The organism is Noviherbaspirillum sp. ST9 (genome assembly GCF_048799745.1).
Classification (GTDB): domain Bacteria; phylum Pseudomonadota; class Gammaproteobacteria; order Burkholderiales; family Burkholderiaceae_D; genus Noviherbaspirillum.
Map to the genome: position 1 here is coordinate 429,024 of NZ_JBLWFR010000006.1, position 18,570 is coordinate 447,593.

General features: G+C 62.3%; 17 protein-coding genes. 10 read left to right on the plus strand and 7 right to left on the minus strand.

The features are described 5' to 3' along the window. Window positions 1-37: 37 nt before the first annotated feature. From acnA to ACNOHI_RS16355, 3 genes are all read left to right on the plus strand, one after another. On the plus strand, window positions 38-2,638 hold the full coding sequence (gene acnA / locus ACNOHI_RS16345; RefSeq protein ID WP_420475742.1) for an aconitate hydratase AcnA: 2,601 nt from the start codon (window positions 38-40) through the stop codon (window positions 2,636-2,638). Beyond that, the gene (locus ACNOHI_RS16350) at window positions 2,635-3,507 is read left to right on the plus strand and encodes an FCD domain-containing protein (protein WP_420475743.1); all 873 of its coding nucleotides are present in this window, start codon (window positions 2,635-2,637) and stop codon (window positions 3,505-3,507) included. The genes acnA and ACNOHI_RS16350 overlap by 4 nt, the downstream gene beginning before the upstream one ends. Before the next feature lie 101 nt (window positions 3,508-3,608). Continuing rightward, the gene (locus ACNOHI_RS16355; RefSeq protein WP_420475744.1) at window positions 3,609-4,778 is read left to right on the plus strand and encodes a DUF4382 domain-containing protein; all 1,170 of its coding nucleotides are present in this window, start codon (window positions 3,609-3,611) and stop codon (window positions 4,776-4,778) included. Between the two features lie 7 nt (window positions 4,779-4,785). Here ACNOHI_RS16355 and ACNOHI_RS16360 read toward each other — a convergent pair whose 3' ends face one another. Further along, on the minus strand, window positions 4,786-5,058 hold the full coding sequence (locus tag ACNOHI_RS16360) for a hypothetical protein (protein ID WP_420475745.1): 273 nt from the start codon (window positions 5,056-5,058) through the stop codon (window positions 4,786-4,788). A 91-nt stretch (window positions 5,059-5,149) separates the two neighbouring features. Between ACNOHI_RS16360 and ACNOHI_RS16365 the strand changes: the two genes are divergently transcribed. From ACNOHI_RS16365 to ACNOHI_RS16385, 5 genes are all read left to right on the plus strand, one after another. Further along, window positions 5,150-5,560 (plus strand): hemerythrin domain-containing protein, encoded by a 411-nt coding sequence (locus ACNOHI_RS16365; RefSeq protein WP_420475746.1) that lies wholly within the window; start codon window positions 5,150-5,152, stop codon window positions 5,558-5,560. A 40-nt stretch (window positions 5,561-5,600) separates the two neighbouring features. Beyond that, window positions 5,601-5,852 carry a heavy-metal-associated domain-containing protein gene (locus ACNOHI_RS16370; RefSeq protein ID WP_420475747.1) on the plus strand — a complete coding sequence of 84 codons (252 nt, stop codon included), beginning with the start codon at window positions 5,601-5,603 and terminating at the stop codon, window positions 5,850-5,852. Between the two features lie 14 nt (window positions 5,853-5,866). After that, the gene (locus ACNOHI_RS16375; RefSeq protein WP_420475748.1) at window positions 5,867-6,481 is read left to right on the plus strand and encodes a hypothetical protein; all 615 of its coding nucleotides are present in this window, start codon (window positions 5,867-5,869) and stop codon (window positions 6,479-6,481) included. A gap of 79 nt (window positions 6,482-6,560) precedes the next feature. Further along, the gene (hemN, locus tag ACNOHI_RS16380; RefSeq protein WP_420475749.1) at window positions 6,561-7,964 is read left to right on the plus strand and encodes an oxygen-independent coproporphyrinogen III oxidase; all 1,404 of its coding nucleotides are present in this window, start codon (window positions 6,561-6,563) and stop codon (window positions 7,962-7,964) included. A gap of 2 nt (window positions 7,965-7,966) precedes the next feature. Continuing rightward, on the plus strand, window positions 7,967-8,161 hold the full coding sequence (locus tag ACNOHI_RS16385; protein ID WP_420475750.1) for a DUF3079 domain-containing protein: 195 nt from the start codon (window positions 7,967-7,969) through the stop codon (window positions 8,159-8,161). Between the two features lie 218 nt (window positions 8,162-8,379). Here ACNOHI_RS16385 and ACNOHI_RS16390 read toward each other — a convergent pair whose 3' ends face one another. The 6 genes from ACNOHI_RS16390 to ACNOHI_RS16415 form a co-directional block, all read right to left on the minus strand. Then, entirely contained in the window at window positions 8,380-10,359 is a 1,980-nt protein-coding gene (locus ACNOHI_RS16390; protein ID WP_420475751.1) for a nitric oxide reductase activation protein NorD, read from the minus strand. 3 nt (window positions 10,360-10,362) lie between these two features. Further along, the gene (locus tag ACNOHI_RS16395; RefSeq protein ID WP_420475752.1) at window positions 10,363-11,166 is read right to left on the minus strand and encodes a CbbQ/NirQ/NorQ/GpvN family protein; all 804 of its coding nucleotides are present in this window, start codon (window positions 11,164-11,166) and stop codon (window positions 10,363-10,365) included. Beyond that, window positions 11,163-12,539, minus strand: coding sequence for a cbb3-type cytochrome c oxidase subunit I (locus ACNOHI_RS16400; RefSeq protein ID WP_420475753.1), 1,377 nt, complete (start codon window positions 12,537-12,539; stop codon window positions 11,163-11,165). The genes ACNOHI_RS16395 and ACNOHI_RS16400 overlap by 4 nt, the downstream gene beginning before the upstream one ends. A 15-nt stretch (window positions 12,540-12,554) precedes the next feature. Beyond that, the gene (locus tag ACNOHI_RS16405; protein WP_420475754.1) at window positions 12,555-13,403 is read right to left on the minus strand and encodes a c-type cytochrome; all 849 of its coding nucleotides are present in this window, start codon (window positions 13,401-13,403) and stop codon (window positions 12,555-12,557) included. A 318-nt stretch (window positions 13,404-13,721) separates the two neighbouring features. Then, window positions 13,722-13,907 (minus strand): hypothetical protein, encoded by a 186-nt coding sequence (locus tag ACNOHI_RS16410; protein WP_420475755.1) that lies wholly within the window; start codon window positions 13,905-13,907, stop codon window positions 13,722-13,724. 120 nt (window positions 13,908-14,027) lie between these two features. Next, window positions 14,028-14,948, minus strand: a complete 921-nt coding sequence (locus ACNOHI_RS16415) for a Tim44 domain-containing protein (protein WP_420475756.1) — start codon at window positions 14,946-14,948, stop codon at window positions 14,028-14,030. Between the two features lie 195 nt (window positions 14,949-15,143). Here ACNOHI_RS16415 and ACNOHI_RS16420 point away from each other — a divergent pair, with 195 nt between their 5' ends. Both ACNOHI_RS16420 and ligD read left to right on the plus strand, forming a co-directional pair. Continuing rightward, window positions 15,144-16,028, plus strand: coding sequence for a Ku protein (locus ACNOHI_RS16420; protein WP_420475757.1), 885 nt, complete (start codon window positions 15,144-15,146; stop codon window positions 16,026-16,028). A gap of 9 nt (window positions 16,029-16,037) precedes the next feature. Further along, a complete protein-coding gene (ligD, locus tag ACNOHI_RS16425) occupies window positions 16,038-18,503 on the plus strand; it encodes a DNA ligase D (RefSeq protein WP_420475758.1) in 2,466 nt (821 codons plus the stop codon). Window positions 18,504-18,570: the final 67 nt, after the last annotated feature.

Consider the following 18,570-nt stretch of genomic DNA (forward strand, 5'->3'; position numbering starts at 1 on the left):
TTGCATATTTTTGCGATCATATGCAATAATGCGATCCATGGAAACCCTCACTGCCTCGGAAGCGCACCTCGAACTGCATGGCCGCCGCTTCAAGATCGTCGATCTCCCCTCCGCTTTCGGGACCGAGCTGCACAAGCTTCCGCTCGTGCTGCGCATCCTTCTCGAAAACGTCGTCCGAAATATGGAGGGCGACGAACGCGACGCCGCCGTGCAGGCCATCTTCGAATGGCTCGACCGCGGCACGAGCGAGGCGGAAATTCCGTTCCAGCCACTCCGCGTCCTCATGCATGACACGACGAGCACGCCTGCTCTGGTCGATATCGCCGGCATGCGCAACGTGCTGGCCGAGCATGGCGTCGATCCCGGCCGGCTGAATCCCAGCATTCCGGTCGATGTCTCTGTCGACCATTCGCTGGCGGTGGAAGCGTTCGGACGTCCGGATGCGGTGAAACTGAACTTGCAGCACGAGATGCGCCGCAATGAAGAGCGCTACCGCTTCCTTCGCTGGGCGTCGGGAACGCTGCACGGCGTGCGCATCCATCCGCCGGGAACGGGCATCATGCACACGATCAATCTCGAGCAACTGGCGACGGTCGTGACAACCGAAGGGGAATGGGCGGTGCCCGATACCCTGATCGGCACCGACAGTCACACGCCGATGATCAACGGCATCGGTGTTCTCGGCTGGGGCGTGGGCGGACTGGAAGCGCAGACGGTCATGTTCGGCATGCCGACCATGTTGCGGATTCCTGATGTCGTCGGCGTGCGCCTCGCCGGATCGATCAGTGGCGGTGCAACCGCGACCGACCTGGCGCTGACCGTCACGCAGCGCTTGCGCGAGGTCGGTGTTGCAGGAGACTTCGTGGAATTCTTCGGCCCCGGTGTGGCGACGCTCACGGCCGGGGACAGGGCCGTGGTGGCCAACATGGCGCCGGAGTATGGTGCGACGACCGGCTATTTCGGCATCGATCAGCATACGCTGGACTATCTTCGCGCTACCGGGCGCAACGAAGAAGCGGTCGCCCTCGTGGAAGCGTACAGCCGCCGCGCCGGATTCTGGTTCGAACCGCAAGCAACGCCGCGCTATACACGGACGATCGAGATCGACCTTGGACAAATCGGGCTGCATGTCGCGGGCCCGAAGCGCCCGCAGGACCTGTTGCCCTTGTCGGATGTACCGGCAGTGCTGGAGAAGCATGCAGCCAACGTGGAAACCGGCGGACTGCCGCGTTTCCCCGTCGCGATTGCCTCGATCACGAGCTGCACCAACACGTCCGATCCCCGCCTGCTGGCCGCCGCAGGACTCGTCGCCCGGAAGGCGCGCGCCTTGGGTTTGAAGCCGGCACACTGGGTCAAGACTTCCCTTGCGCCGGGATCGCCTGCGGCAGCGTCATACCTGAAGCGTTCTGGACTGCTGGAAGATCTTGAAGCGATCGGTTTCGGCATCGTCGGTTATGGATGTGCGACCTGTATCGGCAATTCGGGCGGGCTCACGGATCCCATCAAGACGCTGATCGAGGAAGGAAAGGGCCAGCCGGTTGCCGCACTGTCCGGCAACCGCAACTTCCCCGGCCGCGTTCATCCCGATCTCGAGCTGGGCTTCATCATGTCTCCCGCAATGGTGATCGTCTTCGGACTGGCCGGAGAAGCAGGAAAGGACCTTGCGCGCGAGCCGGTAGGCGTATCGACGGACGGCAAGGATGTTTTCCTGCGCGACCTCTGGCCGTCGTCCGGCGAAATCGAGGCCGCACTTGCGGCCAGCCAGGCACCGGAAGACTATCGGCGCGATTTTGCGGAGGCGTCGAAGAATCCGGTATGGCATGGACTGGACGCCCCGGCGTCGCCGCTGTTCCCCTGGGACGATCGCTCGAATTATCTGCAACGCCCGCCGTTCGCGTCGCTGGATGCAGGCTGCCAGCTCGGCAACTACACCGCCTACCCGCTGCTGGTGCTCGGCGACGACATCACGACCGACCACATTTCGCCAGCGAGTGCGATTCCGCCGAAGAGCCTGGTTGCCGATTACCTGGTCGGGCGCGGCGACGACCGGGATGACCTGAACGTGTTCGCATCCCGTCGCGGCAACTGGCGCGTGATGCTGCGCGCGGCGTTCCACAACAAGAATGTGGTGAACTTGTTGCAGGAAAATCTGCCGGTGGCGCATACCTTGCATATTCCCAGTGGCAAGACGATGCCGATCTGGGCGGCGGCGGAGCGTTACCATTCGGAAGGCGATTCCGTCGTGATCATTGCCGGCGAGCGGTACGGCACAGGGTCGTCGCGCGACTGGGCGGCCAAGGGTGTGCGCCTGCTGAACGTAAGGGCCGTGCTTGCCCTCAGTTTCGAGCGCATCCACCGGTCCAACCTGATCGGCATGGGTATTCTTCCAGTGCAACTTCCGCTGTCGTACCGCGGCCTGGCACCGGTAGCCGCCGGCGACCGGATTGAAGTGATGGCAAGTGTCGACTCACTTTCTCCGCGCTGCGACATCGGTGTGCGAATTCATCGTGCCGATGGCGGGATTGATACAATCCCGTGCAAGGCAGCGGTCGAAACCCGGCTGGAGGTCGACCTGCTGAAAGCCGGCGGTGTCATTCCGCTCATCCTTGCACGAACAGTCGAAGCATCAGAACCATGAAGCCGATCGCGGCGCGCATTGTCGAAATCATCCGGACCGAGAATCTCGCAGTAGGTACGCACCTGCCTGCGCAGATGCTCGCCGACCGCCTGCGCGTCTCGCGCCAGCCGGTGAACGACGCGCTCGGCCGTCTGTGCGAGGAAGGCATCCTGTACCGCGAACCGAACCGCGGCTATTTTCTTGCCAAGGTGCCCCTGCAGCCGGTTCCGGCGCTGGCGCAAAGCGATATCGTTACGGCCGTGTATTTCCGTATCGCCGAAGACCGGCTGTCGGGAAAGTTGCCGGACGAGTTCACCGAATCCATGCTTAAGCAGCGTTACCAGCTGACGGCGACGCAACTGTCCGACGTGCTCGGACGCATCGCGCAGGAAGGCTGGGCGGAAAAGAAGCCCGGCTACGGCTGGACCTTCTCGTCGATGCTCACCAGCTCGGAAAGCCTGGTGCAGTCCTACCGCCTGCGCCTCGCCGTGGAGCCGGCGGCTTTGCTGGAGCCGGGCTACCGCCTGGAACCCCAGGCGCTGGAGCGCTGCAAGGGGGCTGAGTTCCACCTGCTGGAAGGCGGCATCGAAAACGACACGCCGGACCAGCTTCACGACCGCGGCGTCCGCTTCCACGAAACGCTGGTCGAAGCCTCCGGCAATCCTTTCTTCATCGACACCATCAAGCGTGTGAATCGCGTGCGGCGCCTGCTTTCGTACCGCTCCATGATGGATCGCAGCCGCTACAAGCAGCATTGCAAGCAGCACCTCCACATCCTTGAACTTCTCGAACGGGAAAGGAACGAGGAAGCGTCGGAGGCCATGGCCGAGCATCTGCGCATCACGGTCAAGAACATCACGAAGATCCGGAAACTGCTCGACAAGGCTTAGCCTGCATATCCCCTTGTTTCGATTTGCAACAAAGGTCGAAATTTCCTCTTGGACTGCTTATATTTTCAGCAGTGCAACAAGCGATAGACAAGGAGGAATATATGAAAGCTATGCACGCCCCAATGCTGATTGCCAGCCTTTCCGGCGCGGTCCTGCTTGCAGCCTGTGGCGGCGGAGGTGGCGGTGATACGGCAGCCGCTCCCGGCACCCTCAAGGTCTCGCTGACCGATGCTCCCGCGTGCGGGTTCGACAAGGTCTTCGTGACGGTCAGCAAAGTGCGCGTCCACAAGGCGGGCGACGCTGCCGAGGGCGATGCCGGATGGTCGGAAATCGTATTGACCACGCCGCGCAAGATCGATCTGCTCAATCTCGTCAACGGCAAACTCGAAGACCTCGGCCAGACCAGCCTGCCCGCCGGCACGTACAACCAGATCCGCCTGGTGCTGGTTCCGAATGCCGGCGGCGCCCTGGCCAACTCGATCGTTCCGACCGGCGGCAGCGAAGTGGCGCTGGCTACGCCGAGCGGCGTGCAAAGCGGTATCAAGCTCAACGGAAATGTGGAAGTGGCGAGTGGCGCGACGACCGAAATCGCGCTCGACTTCGATGCCTGCAAATCCATCGTCCAGCGCGGCAATGGAAGCTACGGTCTCAAGCCGGTGATCCGGATGATTCCGATGGTGAGCAGCGGCACGATCAACGGTTTCGTCGAAAAGAGCGCTGTCGGACCGCAAACCGTCGTCAGCGCCCAGCTCAATGGGGTCGTGGTGCGCAGCACCGTACCGGACAGCGAAGGCTTCTTCTCGCTCGCGCCGCTGGAGGCCGGTAACTATGTGGTGGTCGCGACCGGCACCGCACGTTCAACCGACATCGTCAATGCGGTGCCTGTCGCGGCCAAAGGCACGACGGCGCTCAGTACCAGCGCCGCGCCGCTGCTGACTGCTTCGTCCACCATGGGGACAGTGTCCGGAACAGTGCTCCCGGCGGATGCCGAAGGCAGCGTGACGGCTTTCCAGACGGTGAGCGGCGGACCGGTCGCGTCGATCCGGTATAGCGCAGCCAATGGCACGACCGGGGAATACGGGCTGCCGCTGCCCCTCGCCGCGCCGCGCTACGGCCAGTACAGCAGCACGCTGCCGATCAGCTTCACGGCGCAAACGGCGCTTGCCGGGAAATATGCGCTGCAGGCCGGTGCGACGGGTTACCAGACGCAGTCGGCCGACATCGACCTGACCAGCGCCAACCTGACCCGGAACTTCACACTGGTGAAGTAAGCCGCCGTCAACACGCAGGCATGCTCACCGGCTCCGGCCGGTGGGCATTTTTTTCGCCTGCGCATTTGCGGCGCTCGACCGGATGTCCGGCGCGATCGAAATGGATCTTTGCACACCATTCGTCGTGCAGGCTTTGGAGGGGCACGCAGCAGTCGCCATCCATGCCCTGGCTTTTGGCCCATCGCCGGATGTAATCGTCGGTGCTCCATGTGCCGGGAGATACCGCCGGCGCCTTTCTCCCGCGGCTCGTTGGCATTGCTGTCTTTTCAATTGAGTTCATGTTTCAATCCCGATCCTCATTTAAAGATATATTTTACTTGAATCTTTTAATCCTCGCTCATACAATGTCCTCGTACTTACAGGGAGCAACGATGAACATCGATAAATTCAAGCACCAGCATGTAGAGATTTATGAATGCATCAGCACGCTGCGCCGGTATGCGTTGTCGGGGATTGTTGACAATGCGCGCGAGATTGCGCGCGGCGTGGTGTCCATGAGCTCGAAGATCAAGCTTCACCTCAGCGTTGAAGACACGGTCCTTTATCCCGCGCTGAGAAATAGCAAGGACGCATCCGTGGCGCACCTGGGCAATCAGTACCAGGAAGACATGAAGATGATCGCGAAGCGTTACGAAGAGTTCGCGCGCAAATGGAATACGGCATCCAACGTGGCAAAGGATCCCGAGGGATTCCGGGCTGAAGCGAACATCGTGCTCAAGAAGCTCCATGCGCGGATACGCCAGGAAGACACGAATTTTTATCCTGCCATCGAAGCCGTTTAAGACGGGGCAGTCCCTTATTTTTTCACCATAGGAAAGCAGCATGAAAACCGAAAACCTGACCTTGTCGAGTGCATTGGACGAAACCCGCGCCATGGATGCCGCGCGCGTGCTTAACGCTATCGCCGGGGTAAGCAAGGTCGCCATTACCACCACCACCGGAACAGTCAACATCAGCTTTGACGATGACGTCACTTCGCTGCAAGAAGTGCGAACGGCTTTACAACGGGCGGGCTTTGGCGTGAAACGTGCCCACGGTGAAGAAGGGATGTGCTGCGGAAGCTGCGGCAGCTGATTTTCCGAGGCATCATGAACACCCCCGCATTTTTCGACCAGGCCCCCGTCATCACCGTGTACGACGGCCTTGTCCAGTTTCTCGGCGCATGCGACGACGGCCTTCTCACCTATCGCTACATCGACGCGGTGCGCCTCGCGGGGCATTCCTGCCCAACGGTCGCCGGCGCCTACCTCATGACGCGACGCGCACTGGCACTGCTGTACCCGGACCGGACGCCCGAGCGCGGCGAGATCCAGGTACGGTTCTCCGCCGCCATGGAGGAAGGCGTGGCTGGGGTCATCGGAAATGTTGTCAGCCTTGTTACAGGCGCGGCCGGGCCGGGTGGATTCAAGGGCATCGGCGGACATTTCGGACGGCAGAACCTGATGCATTTTTCCTGCGCCGTGGAAGGCGAGGCAGCGTTCGCACGGCTCGACAACGGCGCTTCGGTACAGCTCTCCCTGCATTTGAACCGTGTCCCGGCGGACCCGCGGACGGGGCAGCTCTTGCGAAAGATACTTGAAGGCGTCGCTGAAAAGGGGGAAACGTCGGAATTCGCATCGCTTTGGCAAGATCGCGTCCGGCGCATCCTGATCGACCACGCCGACGACCCGGAACTGATCCCGGCAACCGGGATGGCCCGCTGACTGTGGGGAACCAGCCGCTGGAGTAAGATGTCGCAAAGCACTCGCCAGCGTCCTGGCGAACCCATTGCGAGGTAAACATATGACATCGTCCGTCACGCATTCCCTGCCCGACATCGACCTATCGGAAGAATTGATCCGCAAGTTCGACAAGCCGGGCCCGCGCTACACGTCTTATCCGACCGCCGACCGCTTCAACCCGGCATTCACCGACCAGACCTACCAGGCCTACCTGGCGCAGCGCGCCACGCGCTCCGATAATCCGCCGTTGTCGGTCTACCTGCACCTGCCGTTTTGCGAATCGCTGTGCTACTTCTGCGCGTGCAACAAGATCATCACCCAGGACCATGGCCGCGTCACCGAGTACCTGCGCTACCTGGACAAGGAAATGGCGATGGTCGCATCCCACCTCGGCCCGGATCGCAAGACGGTCCAGCTGCATCTGGGCGGCGGGACGCCGACCTTCTTCAATGCCGACGAGCTGCGCCAGCTGATGCAGATGGTGCGCAAGCATTTCACGTTCACGCCCGACGCCGAGCTCGGCGTCGAAATCGATCCGCGCACGGTGCGCGACGGCACGCTGTCCATGCTTGCCGAGCTTGGCTTCAACCGGAACAGTTTCGGCGTGCAGGATTTCGATCCCGCCGTGCAGCAGTCGGTGAACCGCATCCAGCCGTTCGACATGGTGCAGCGTGCGGTGATCGAGAGCCGCAAGGCGAATTTCCAGTCCACGAACGCGGACCTGATCTACGGCTTGCCCAAGCAAACCCTTGAAAGTTTCAGCCGTACGCTGGACAGCCTCATCAAGCTCTCGCCGGATCGCATCGCGCTCTACAACTATGCGCATTTGCCGAGCCGCTTCAAGGCGCAACGCCTGATCGTCGCCGAGGACCTGCCGTCCGCGGAAGACCGGCTGCAGATTTTCATGATGTCGACGCGCCGCCTGCTGGAAGCCGGCTACGAATATATCGGCCTCGATCATTTCTCCAGGCCGGAAGAGGAATTGAACAAGGCGCGCCTCGATGGCACGCTGCACCGCAACTTCCAGGGGTACACCACGCGCGCCGAATGCGACCTGATCGGTTTCGGCGTGTCGGCCATCGGCAAGGTCGGCAATTCCTACAGCCAGTCCGTGCGCAGCGTGACCGCGTACTACGCGGCGCTCGACGAAGGACGGCTGCCGGTGGAAAAAGGATTCGAGCTGAGCAAGGACGACCTGCTGCGCCGCCAGGTCATCATGACCTTGATGTGCAGTGCGCCGCTCGACTTCGACGCCATCAACCGTCAGTACGACATCGACTTCCCACACTATTTCGCGCACGAGATGAGCGCGCTGCGGCAATACGAGGACGCGGGGCTGATTACGATCGAGCCGTCGGCAATCCGTGTCACCACCAAGGGCCGGCTGTTTGTGCGCGCGGTCGGCATGACGTTCGACAAGTACCTGGGGCAGCCGACGACATCGACGTATTCCAAGCTGATCTAGCCATGAGCAAGAAGTTTCCCATCAGCCCCAAGCATCCCGAGCGCGTCTGCTGGGGATGCGACAAATACTGCCCGTCCGATTCTCTCGCCTGCGGCAACGGCTCGGAGCGTACGCAGCATCCGGTCGAGCTGTTCGGCGAAGGATGGCAGGAGTGGGGGCTGGATGCGCCGGAGGAACAGGACAAGCCGGCTGATTAGGTAAGGGTGGATCTAACGCATCCTCGTCTTTTCGTTATGGTATGCCCGCATCCTTGCAACATGAGGCCGAGGGCGGGCATTGAAGGTTGAACTTTCCGAACACCTCCCCCGTCGTTCCCGCGAAGGCGGGAACCCATAATCCCGGTTCTCGATTCAACTCACTATGGGTTGCCGCGGGGCCGCCGAGGCCTTCGCGGGAACGACGGGGAATGGAGTGCTCAAGCCGATACAAGCCGCTTCATCCATTCCAGCAGCACCGTTGGTAGCAATTCCGGCTTCGGCAGCAGCGCATAATGATGCGCGCCGAACACGCCGGGGAGGTAATTGGCCGCCTGGCGATCGATGGTCAGGCAGAACGGATTGATTCCCTGCAGCCGCGCTTCCGTCACTGCCTGCCGCATGTCTTCGACGCCATAGCGTCCTTCATACACATCGATATCGTTCGGCTTGCCGTCGGATAGCAGCAGCAGGAGCCGGTGCGCGGCCGGCTGGTGCAGTAGCGCCGCGGTCGCGTGCCGAATCGCGGCGCCGGCGCGCGTGTAGTGTTCGGGTTCGAGCGCCGCGATGCGTCGGGCCACCGCGTCGCCATACGCTTCGTCGAACGATTTGATCGTGCGAACGGTCACCGCCTGCGGCCCATCGCCGGAAAAGCCCATGACCGCATACGGCGCCTGCAATCCCTGGAGCGCAATCGATACGAGCAGCAGCGCCTCGCGTTCCACATCGATGACGCGCCTGTTGGCGGAGATCCAGCCATCGGTCGAGCCGCTGATGTCGATCAACAAGACGATCGACATGTCGCGCCTGGCGGGCCGGCAGGTCTGGTACAGGCGCTGGGAGCGCGGCAATCCGGCGCGGTAGTCGGCGTGGCTGTCGATGTACGCTTCGAGATCAATCTCTTCGCCATCAATCTGTTTGCGCAACCGGGTGCGCTGGGCGCGAAGCATTTCGAAACGCCGCCGGACCGCATGCAACATCGATTGATGCGCGCGCAGCGTGCTGTCGACCCACGCCTGCGGACCCTCCTGCGGCGCCAGCAGGCGGACGACAGCGCCCGGTTCCCGGTAGGCGCCGATCCGGCAGTCCCATTCGGGATACAAGAGCCGCGCGCCTGCGCTGTCCCAGGCACGCGGTGCATCGATACTTGCGCGCGAAACGGGAATGTCGTCGGACAGGAGCACTTCCTTTGCACGTCCCGGTGTGGACACCAGCCGCGCTTCCGGCAGCTCCGAAAGCGCATCGGCGAACTCTTCCGCAGCCGTACTCTCGTCACGGTCGGTCGGCCTTTGCATGCCGACCGGATCTTCCGCCTGCTCATGCGGCTGGCTGGTCTGGATCATCCATGCGCCTTGTTTTTCATCATCTTCGTCTTCCGTCGGCTCGCGCACATCGGGACGCCGGGGAAGCTGCGCGCTGCGGGGGGATGCGGAAGCCGGATCAGGGCGGTTGCCATCCTCCATCGCTTGCCGGCTTACCGCGGGGAGCGGAAGCAGATCGCCCGTCCAGAGATCCTTGTAGAGGAGCGTTGCGGCAGGAGCCTGTTCAAACGCGCGTGCCTGTTCCAGCGCGACGCGAGGCGGAAGGGCGCTGTAGTCGCCGGACAGGAGCGAACGGGCAAAGACTTCCAGCGGACGCCCCGCCAGAGGAAACCGGTCGAGGGGAGGCCGCATCCTCAAGGCAGTCTGCCGCACGGCATCAAGGGACGCGCGCATGCCGGGAAGCAGCTGGACAATCTGCGCGTCGGCGGCGTTGGCTTCCAGCAGGAGGAATACCGCGCGCTGGCATTCCGTGTCCAACCCCGCCAGGAAGTCCGCGCTCTTGCGGCTGGCGCGCATCGCCTGCTGCAGCGCCATGACACGGTACCAGTCCATGGCCTCGATACCCTCGAAGGATGCCAGCACGGGAGGAAGCCAGATGCTGTCCCCATCCGTGGCGGGAAGCGCGACAGCATGCCTAGGCCCGTCCTTGCGCCGGAATACCTTGGTCAGGAAGGTCGGCGGTGCTGGCGGCTGGGCGGCGCGTAGCGAAAAGCTTTTTGCGAATACCGCCGCAATCAGCAGGTCCAGGCGTTGCGACACATCCCGCAGCGCAAGCCGGGTCGGTGCGGGTTGATCTTTCCTGTGCCGCCGCCAGAGATCCCGCGCGAAGATCGTGGCATGCCGCGCCACGTCCGTGATGACGTCTTCTGCTTCCGGCATGGCTTACACGAAGGTGGCGTCGACCAGATCCCGCATCGCCGCCACGAGCGACGCGTCGTCGGATAACGGCGACACGAGCGCCGAATAACACGCCTGACGGACCGGGATGCCGCTGGCGATGAGTCGTGCTGCCGCGATCAGCAGCCGCGTGCTCGGCACTTCCGCGAGCCCCCTGTCCTGCAGCCCGCGCAGGCGCTGACCGAGCGACACCAGCGCCTGTGCGGTGGCGTGGTCCGTTTCGCCTTCCTTCTGGATGATGTGCGCTTCGCGTTCCGGCGGTGGGAAATCAAAATCGAGCGACACGAAGCGCTGGCGCGTGCTGGGCTTGAGATCTTTGAGCATGCGCTGGTAGCCCGGATTGTAAGAAATGACGAGCTGGAAACCGGGCGCGGCTTCGATCGTCTCCCCGGTCTTGTCGATCGGCAGGATGCGCCGGTAATCCGTCAGGGGATGCAGGACGACCACCGTGTCCTGCCGCGCCTCGACGACTTCATCGAGATAGCAGATCGCGCCTTCGCGCACCGCACGGGTGAGCGGACCATCCTGCCATTGCGTGCCGTCGTGCCGGATCAGGAAGCGGCCGATGAGATCGCTCGCGCTCAGGTCGTCATGGCAGGAAACGGTGACCAGCGGCCGTCCCAGCCGCCACGCCATGTGTTCGACGAAGCGGGTTTTTCCGCAACCGGTCGGCCCCTTCAGCATCACCGCCATGTTCCGGCGATGGCATTGCTCGAAGATGCTGATCTCGTCACCGGAGGCAAGGTAATACGGTTCCTTGCGCTCCGGACTGCTTGCTTGAGACATCATGCCCTGATTGGCGACACCGGCGAGGTGCGGGTGACATCATCTGACTCCGTGGTGATTTCAAACCGCGGCGCGTGCCTGAAGAAATCAATGATGAACAGGATGACGCCGATCGAGAACAGCGTGGCCGTCGCGATCAGCATCAGGAAGTGCACCTGGATCTTGAGCTGCGCATCCAGGTAACCCAGTCCCAGGATCCGCTCGAGATACACCTGTCCGATGCCCGCCGTCGCAAACGAAAGCGTCATGCCGAACATCCCCGCGAGCTGCAGCCAGAACGACCAGTAGCCAATGCTGGTGCCTTGCTCGCGGCGGCTGGGCGACATCGCCGGCAGGGCGTACGAGATCATCGCGAGGACGATCATCGCGTATGCGCCGTAGAAGGCGGCATGGCCGTGCATCGCGGTGATCAGCGTGCCGTGCGTCCATTTGTTCACGCCCGGCCAGGTATGGGCAAGGCCGAGCAGGCCGGCGCCGAAGAGCGTGTAGACGGCGCTGCCGACCGTCCAGTGAAGTGCCAGCGTATTGGGATGCGCCATGCCCGAGCGGCGGATGGCGGAATAGGCGTAGGTCGCCATGGCGATCAGCGCGACCGGCTCCAGCGCACTGAAGAATCCGCCGATCGGCAGCCAGTACGTCGGCACGCCCACCCAATAGTAGTGGTGCGCCGTACCCAGGATGCCGGCGATGAAGACCAGGCCGACGATCACGTACAGCCACTTCTCCATGACTTCGCGGTCGGCGCCGGATAGGCGGATCAGGAGATAGGCGAGGAAGCCGCCCTGGATCATTTCCCACACACCTTCCACCCACAGATGGATCGTCCACCAGCGGTAGAAGATTGCGACCGTGTAGTTGTCGAAGTGCAGCAGCGACGGCAGGTAGAGTACCGCCGCGCCCGCAACGCCGAGCAGCAGCACACCCTCGGTCGTCGTGAATCGCCCGGATTTCCGGATCGTCATCACGACGTTGTAGAGGAACATCAGCATCACGATGACGATGATGATCTTGTGCGGCAAGGGCTGTTCGAGAAGCTTGTTTCCCGTGCCGTAGCGGAACAGGTAGCCGATGACTGCGGTCAAGCCCATTACGACCCACAGCGCGAGCTGGATGTACGCAAGCTTGACGCTGTAGATCTCCGTGCGCGATTCATCGGGAATCATCCAGTAGGTGGCGCCCATGAATCCCGTCAGCACCCACACGACCAGCAGGTTCGTGTGGATCATCTTCGTTACGTCGAACGGGAGGATGTACAAGAGCGGATCGGGCCCGAGGTACTTGGCAGCCGAGAGAAGGCCAAACACGATCTGCAGGCCGAACAACACCATCGCCACGGCGAAATACCAATAGGCGACGGACTGCGATTTGTAGCGCATACGGTTCCCCTGAAATTACTTCAACGTTGCGAGATACGCCGCGATCTGATCGATCTGCTCGGGCTTCAGGCCCTTTCCATAGGTGTTGGGCATGAAGGAAACGCCGTTCGCCGAGTACATGGCGCCCGGCACGATGTGCGCGCTGGGATCGGTGATGGATTCACGGATGTAGCCCATCGCATCCTTGGCCTTGCCTTTGTAGTCGGGCGAGGAAACGAGTTTCTCGGCGCGTGAACCGACGCCGGCCAGGGACGGCCCCGCCATGTTGACGCCGGGGGCGATGGAGTGGCACGCATTGCAGGCCGGCGTCGCTGATCGGAACGCCCGCTCGCCGAGCGCAATCGGATTCTCGTTTCCGGTCTGCGGGCGCGCGCCCGGAGGCGCCTCGCCGCCCTCTTTCGGCGCGGCGGCCATATCCGTTCCCGGTATGCTGGCACCGGTCACCAGGATGGGACGCGGAGGCCATCCCTGGTTATCGACCTTGCTGACCCAGTCGAGGAAGGCAATCAGGTTCTTGATTTCCTCTTCGCTCAGGTTCTGCTTCGGCATGAGCCGCCGGTGCCGCTGTTCGTCGTAGAACTGGGAGGGATCGCGCATGTACGCCTGCAGGTATTGCTCGCCGCGGTGCTGCGTGATCTTGGTCAGGTCAGGCGCGTAATAGGCGCCTTCGCCGAAAAGCGTATGGCAGTTGATGCAGTTGTACTTGTGCCAGACGTCCTGCCCGCTGCGTACCGCAGGGGTGATGTTCTGAGCGTTCGTCAGAGTCGGAAACTGCCTGTGGCTGTCGATCGTCATCCCGATGAACACCAGGGACGCGATGGCAGTGGACGCGATGGCAAACAGCCGTGTCTGTCGCTTGTTCATGTCTTGGTCCTTTCTGCGTCAAACGCCGATACCGGACCAATACTTGATCGAGGTGTAGCCTGAATACAGAATGGCTATGACCATCAGGAGGACAATGACATAGCTGAGCAGCTTCAAGGTGCCGTGCATGGTGATGTACCCCACTTTATTGTGCTTCTTGGGAACGGGAGTGCGTCAGCAAGGCAGACGGTCGCAGGTGCGCGTCTCGGCCCTGCGTTTCTGCCGATACTGCATCAATTGACACGGCAGACGCGGAGTACGATCCGTTGACCTTGCGCCGTCTTAATAAATATCAAATTTGATGCCGGCAGGCAGGTGCTACGCGTCGCGCCAGCGGTAGGCGCATTTCAGGCAGGCGCAGTCCGGAACGGCGTTGCCGATCGGCTCGATCATGCAGCCTGCCAGCACGATCTCGCCACGGAGGACGGCTGCGCGCGTTGCCTCGTCCGGATCGCCCCAGACGAGAGGAACCCCTGCGGGTTCGCCGCAGTTGGGGCAAGTCATTTTCGAGATGCGCGTTGCAGGGCGTTGGTTCAGGATGTAATCCTCCTCATCGAACTTCTCTACCAGTATAAAAAAAGCCCCCGAAATATTCGGGGGCCTTTATTACAGGATTGCCTGCGTTCAGGACACTTGCTGAATCCCAGCCAGTACCCAGCCGCCGTTGCCGGAGGCCGGCTTCGACAGGTTCCATACTTCGGTGAACTGTTCCGCCGGTGCATTTTCCGCCTCGCGGATCATGCCGGTGAAGCGCACGCTGGCGAGGTGCTCGTCGCCAATGGTTTCGATACCCAGCAGTTGTGCGTCCAGCGACACGACGTCGGTATGGTTTGCCGATGCACCGCGCTCCAGCAGTTGCTGCTTCATTTCCGCGAACATTTCCGGCGAGGTGAATTCACGCAGGTCGTTCACGTCGGCCTTGTCCCATGCCGCCTGCAGGCGGATGAAGTAGGTCTTCGCATGGCGCAGGAAGCCCGCGGTGTCGAAGTCGGCCGGGATGCCCCAGGATGCATCGTTCACGTCTGCAGCGCCAGCGGCGGCGGAAGGCGACTGCAGCGCAGCCGGTTCGATGCGCGAGCCGATGTCAGGCGTGGCGAAGCCCGTGCCGGCGGCTGCCGGCTGGAAGGCGCTCTTTGCCTGCGTGCCGTTCTTCTTGCTGGTCAGCATGCGGTAGATGAAGAATGCCGCAGCGGCGAGCAGGCCGACCATCAGGATCGTGCTGATCATGCTGGCCAGGGCGCCGCCGATGCCGAGGTGCGACAGCAGGGCGCCGAGACCGAGGCCGAGCAGGGCGCCGCCGAGCAGGCCCTTCCACATGCTGGGCTTGGCTGCCGGGGCGGCGGGAGCAGGCGCCGCCGGCTTGGCCGCGGTGGCGGCCGCGGGCGCGGCCTGCTGGTTCTGCATCGGTGCGGCTTGCTGGCGGCTCACGCTTTGCGATTGCTTGCCGAACGAACCGCCGCCGCCCATGCGCTTCGCTTGCGCTTCGGACACGACTACCGACAGCGCGCTGACCGCGACCATCAGGGTGACCAAAAATTTCTTCATGTTTCCTCCGAGAGTTGAAAGTCGTGTGACGGCATCGAGCCATTCACACGCGCTAGATGGTAAAGCAGCGGCAAAATTATAAAAAGCGAATAAATGTAGATATTTACTTCGATAAAACAAGATGATAACCGGCCCGAACTTGCATCGCAGTTGCATGTCAAACAGTCAACATTACCCTCTCCAAGGACGGCCGCCATGGCAAGAACCATGTGGAAAGGCGCGATCAGCTTCGGCTTGCTGCACGCGCCGGTGGGGCTCTACCCCGCGTCGAAGCAGGATGAAATCGATTTCGACTGGCTGCACCGCAAGTCGCTCAAGCCGGTGGGTTACAAGCGTGTCGTGAAGGACACCGGCGAGGAAGTCGGCAAGGATGACATCGTCAAGGCGGTCAAATACGAAGACCAGTATGTCGTGCTGTCCGACGAGGAAATCAAGGCGGCCAACGTCAAGTCCACGCACACCATCGACATCGTCGGCTTCACCGAGGCCGAGGACGTCAACTTCCTGTTCTTCGAGACGCCCTACTACCTCGCCCCGACCAAGGGCGGCGAGAAGGTCTATGCGCTGCTGCGCGAAGCCTTGCTGAAGACGAAGAAGATCGGCGTCGCGCTGGTCGTTCTGCACAACAAGCAGCACCTCGCCGCACTGATCGCCACGCCGCAGGCGATCGTGCTCAACACCCTGCGCTGGGCGACCGAGGTGCGCGGCGCCGACGACCTCGACCTGCCGGAAGAAGGACTGAAAGGCGTCGCCATCAAGCCCAAGGAATTGCAGATGGCCACGCAGCTCATCGAAAGCATGACCGAGGAATGGCAGCCCGAACAGTTCAAGGACACCTTCCGCGACGACATCATGAAGATGGTGAAGGAGAAGTTCGACGCCGGCATGGCCACCGAAATCACCGAGGTGAAGATCGAGGAGCCGGAAGAAACCAGCAACGTGGTCGACCTGACCGAACTGCTGCGCAAGAGCCTGCAGGGAAGAGCGCCGTCGCCGAAAGCCGCGGCGAAGAAGGAAAAGGCGCCGCCGCCCCCGGCTCGAAAACGGGCGAACGCGCGCGGTTCGAAATCCGTTCATTGATCCCCCGCCATGCCTGGAAAGCTGTCCGATTACCACGCCAAGCGCAACTTCCGGATCACGCCTGAACCGAAAGGCGAAATCGTTGAACCCGCCGAACGCCTGCGCTTCGTCGTGCAGAAGCACCATGCGCGCAAGCTGCATTACGACTTCCGCCTCGAGATGGACGGCACGCTCAAGAGCTGGGCGGTGCCGAAAGGCCCCAGCCTGGATCCTTCGGACAAGCGTCTGGCCGTGCACGTCGAGGACCATCCGCTGGATTACATCGATTTCGAAGGCGATATCCCCGAGAAGCAGTACGGGGCCGGCCACGTCGATGTATGGGACACCGGGACGTGGGAGCCGCAGGGCGACCCGGTCGCTGCCTACAAGGCGGGCAAAATCAAGTTCCGGCTCGACGGCGAGAAATTGCACGGCGGATGGACGCTGGTACGCACGCGCCTCCCTGGCGGAAGCAAGGAACAATGGCTCCTGGTCAAGGAGAAGGACGAGGCTGCCCGTAGCGCCAGGGAATACGACATCACCGAAGCGGAACCGGACAGCGTGCTGCGCAAGCCGAAGACCAACGATGCCGCGCTCGTCTCGCGCAAACGCTCGGCGCTTCCCCACACGCTCGTGCCGCAACTCGCGACGCTGGTCGAGGACATTCCGCGTTCGGGCGACTGGATGTATGAAATCAAGTTCGACGGCTACCGGCTGCTCGCGCGTGTCGATGGCGACGATGTGAAGCTCTTCACGCGGGACGGCAAGGACTGGACGGCGAAGCTGCCGGCGCAGGCCGAGGCGATCCGCGCATTGAAGCTGGAGAACGGATGGCTGGACGGCGAAATCGTCTGTCTCGACAAGCAGGATGTGCCGAACTTCCAGCTGCTGCAGAAGGCGATCCATGACCATCGCAGCAAGGAACTGGTGTACTTCCTGTTCGACCTGCCCTGGCTGAATGGCTTCGACTTGCGCAAGACGCCGTTGCACGAGCGGCGGGCCTTGCTGGAACAGGCGCTGTCAGTCACGTCACCCGGCATCCTGCGCTACAGCGCACCCATCGCGCAGCCGCCGCAGGAACTCCTCGATACGGCCTGTCGGCTCTCGATGGAGGGCATTATCGGCAAGCGCACGGATGCGCCCTACGAGAGCAAGCGCAGCGATTCCTGGATCAAGTTGAAATGCCGGCGCCGGCAGGAATTCGTGATCGGCGGCTATACCGAGCCGAACGGCAGCCGCAAGTTCTTCGGCGCGCTGCTGCTCGGCGTCTACGACGACGGCAAGCTGCGCTACGCCGGGCGCGTCGGCACCGGTTTCGACCGTACGGTGCTGCATGACACGTACAAGGCCTTGCATGTGCGCGAACAGAAAACCAATCCCTTCGACCACATGCCGTCCGACGTGCGCAAGGCCGAAACGCACTGGGTCAAGCCGGAGCTGGTGGCGGAAATCTCGTTCGCCGAATGGACGGATGATGGCATGTTGCGGCAGGCCGTATTCCATGGGCTGCGCATGGACAAGCCGGCGTCGGACATCCGCCGCGAAGAAGCGGCGAGCGTGCCCGTCAACGGCAAGCAAATCGTGCCCGTTCCGCCGCGCAAATCGCCCGCAGGCGCAAAGGTGCAGGGTGTGAAGGTGACGCATCCCGAACGTGTCATCGATCCGGCGAGCGGGCTGACGAAAATCGACCTCGTGCGCTATTACGAACAGGTCGCCGATCGCTTGCTCCCGTGGTTGCACAACCGTCCCGTCTATCTGTTGCGATGCCCCGACGGCGTGACCGGCGAACATTTCTTCCAGAAGCACATCAACCGCACCAACATCCCCGGCATCCGCACACTCGATCCCGCCCTCGACCCGGACCATGATCCGCTGATGGTGATCGACAGCGTCGATGCGCTGGTCGGTGCGGCGCAAATGGGCGCGATCGAACTGCATACGTGTAACGCAACGGCGGACCGCATCGACAAGCCGGACTGCATGGTGTTCGACCTCGACCCCGATCCCTCCCTGCCATGGAAGCGCGTGGCGGAAGGCGCGCGCCTGGTACGTGTCGTGCTCGACGAGCTTGGCCTTCACAGCTTCCTGAAGACGAGCGGCGGCAAGGGCCTGCATCTTGTCGTGCCGCTCGCACGCCGCCAAACATGGGACGACGTGTCGGCATTCTCGCAGGCGGTGGCGCGCCATCTTGCGACGACCCTTCCCCGGTATTTCAGCGCAAAGATGGGGGAGAAGAACCGGGTGGGAAAGATTTTTGTCGACTACCTGCGCAACAAGCGCCAGGCCAGCACGGTGGCACCCTATTCCGTGCGCGCGCGGCCCGGTTTGCCTGTCGCCGTGCCGATCGGATGGGACGAACTGGACGTCATCAAAGGCGCGGCGGAGTGGACGATCGCAACCTTGCCTGAACGGCTCTCCATGGATCCATGGAAGGACTACGCGGTCATGCGCCAGACGCTCACCAAGGCCATGCGGAAAACGCTCGGGCTCGATTGAGCGGGGGAAAGACGAACTATTCCAGCCGTTCCGCGCTCTGACCCTGCGCATCATCCGATCCGATACA

What these genes read in the sequence shown, in the direction of transcription:
- ACNOHI_RS16385 (WP_420475750.1), top strand. Translation starts at nt 7,967, where the DNA reads ATGAGCAAGAAGTTTCCCATCAGCCCCAAGCATCCCGAGCGCGTCTGC.
- ACNOHI_RS16420 (WP_420475757.1), top strand. Translation starts at nt 15,144, where the DNA reads ATGGCAAGAACCATGTGGAAAGGCGCGATCAGCTTCGGCTTGCTGCAC.
- ACNOHI_RS16350 (WP_420475743.1), top strand. Translation starts at nt 2,635, where the DNA reads ATGAAGCCGATCGCGGCGCGCATTGTCGAAATCATCCGGACCGAGAAT.
- ligD (WP_420475758.1), top strand. Translation starts at nt 16,038, where the DNA reads ATGCCTGGAAAGCTGTCCGATTACCACGCCAAGCGCAACTTCCGGATC.
- ACNOHI_RS16405 (WP_420475754.1), bottom strand. Translation starts at nt 13,403, where the DNA reads ATGAACAAGCGACAGACACGGCTGTTTGCCATCGCGTCCACTGCCATC.
- ACNOHI_RS16360 (WP_420475745.1), bottom strand. Translation starts at nt 5,058, where the DNA reads ATGAACTCAATTGAAAAGACAGCAATGCCAACGAGCCGCGGGAGAAAG.
- ACNOHI_RS16365 (WP_420475746.1), top strand. Translation starts at nt 5,150, where the DNA reads ATGAACATCGATAAATTCAAGCACCAGCATGTAGAGATTTATGAATGC.
- ACNOHI_RS16415 (WP_420475756.1), bottom strand. Translation starts at nt 14,948, where the DNA reads ATGAAGAAATTTTTGGTCACCCTGATGGTCGCGGTCAGCGCGCTGTCG.
- ACNOHI_RS16390 (WP_420475751.1), bottom strand. Translation starts at nt 10,359, where the DNA reads ATGCCGGAAGCAGAAGACGTCATCACGGACGTGGCGCGGCATGCCACG.
- ACNOHI_RS16355 (WP_420475744.1), top strand. Translation starts at nt 3,609, where the DNA reads ATGAAAGCTATGCACGCCCCAATGCTGATTGCCAGCCTTTCCGGCGCG.
- acnA (WP_420475742.1), top strand. Translation starts at nt 38, where the DNA reads ATGGAAACCCTCACTGCCTCGGAAGCGCACCTCGAACTGCATGGCCGC.
- ACNOHI_RS16395 (WP_420475752.1), bottom strand. Translation starts at nt 11,166, where the DNA reads ATGATGTCTCAAGCAAGCAGTCCGGAGCGCAAGGAACCGTATTACCTT.
- hemN (WP_420475749.1), top strand. Translation starts at nt 6,561, where the DNA reads ATGACATCGTCCGTCACGCATTCCCTGCCCGACATCGACCTATCGGAA.
- ACNOHI_RS16410 (WP_420475755.1), bottom strand. Translation starts at nt 13,907, where the DNA reads ATGACTTGCCCCAACTGCGGCGAACCCGCAGGGGTTCCTCTCGTCTGG.
- ACNOHI_RS16400 (WP_420475753.1), bottom strand. Translation starts at nt 12,539, where the DNA reads ATGCGCTACAAATCGCAGTCCGTCGCCTATTGGTATTTCGCCGTGGCG.
- ACNOHI_RS16370 (WP_420475747.1), top strand. Translation starts at nt 5,601, where the DNA reads ATGAAAACCGAAAACCTGACCTTGTCGAGTGCATTGGACGAAACCCGC.
- ACNOHI_RS16375 (WP_420475748.1), top strand. Translation starts at nt 5,867, where the DNA reads ATGAACACCCCCGCATTTTTCGACCAGGCCCCCGTCATCACCGTGTAC.